This is a genomic window from Limnovirga soli, assembly GCF_013106755.1.
GTDB lineage: Bacteria > Bacteroidota > Bacteroidia > Chitinophagales > Chitinophagaceae > Limnovirga > Limnovirga soli.
This window is the reverse complement of the sequence record NZ_WHPF01000042.1, coordinates 1-744: the sequence shown is the minus strand read 5'-3', so window position 1 is coordinate 744 and position 744 is coordinate 1. Positions and strand designations below refer to the sequence as shown.

The window sequence follows — 744 nt, the reverse complement described above, 5'->3', positions numbered from 1 at the left end:
AATCTGGTGATTATACATTTGAATCAATCAACGAGTCTGGTTGTACCAATACCGCTACCTTACATTTAACGGTTAATTACAGCACAACCAGTGAAGAAACTGCAACAGCTTGTGATAGCTATGAATGGCATGGTACTACTTACACTGAATCTGGTGATTATACATTTGAATCAACCAATGCATCAGGTTGTACCAATGTAGCTACCTTACATTTAACGGTTAATTACAGCACTACCAGTGAAGAAACTGCAGTTGCTTGTGATAGTTACGAATGGAATGGTACTACTTATACTGAATCTGGTGATTATACTTTTGAATCAACCAATGCATCAGGTTGTACCAATGTGGCTACCTTACATTTAACGGTTAATTACAGCACTACCAGTGAAGAAACTGCAGTTGCTTGTGATAGTTACGAATGGCATGGTACTACTTATACCGAATCAGGTGATTATACATTTGAATCAACCAATGCATCAGGTTGTACCAATGTGGCTACCTTACATTTAACGGTTAATTACAGCAGCACCAGTGAAGAAACTGCTGTTGCCTGTGATAGTTACGAATGGCATGGTACTACTTATACTGAATCTGGTGATTATACATTTGAATCAACCAATGCATCAGGTTGCACCAATGTAGCTACCTTACATTTAACGGTTAATTACAGCAGCACCAGCGAAGAAACTGCAGTTGCTTGTGATAGCTACGAATGGCATGGTACTACTTACACTGAATCTGGTG

1 protein-coding gene is annotated in these 744 nt (G+C 39.0%); it reads left to right on the top strand.

The window, feature by feature from the left end:
* The coding region (locus tag GD597_RS21680; protein WP_216368660.1) for a hypothetical protein at positions 1–744 on the top strand (744 nt) is incomplete at both ends.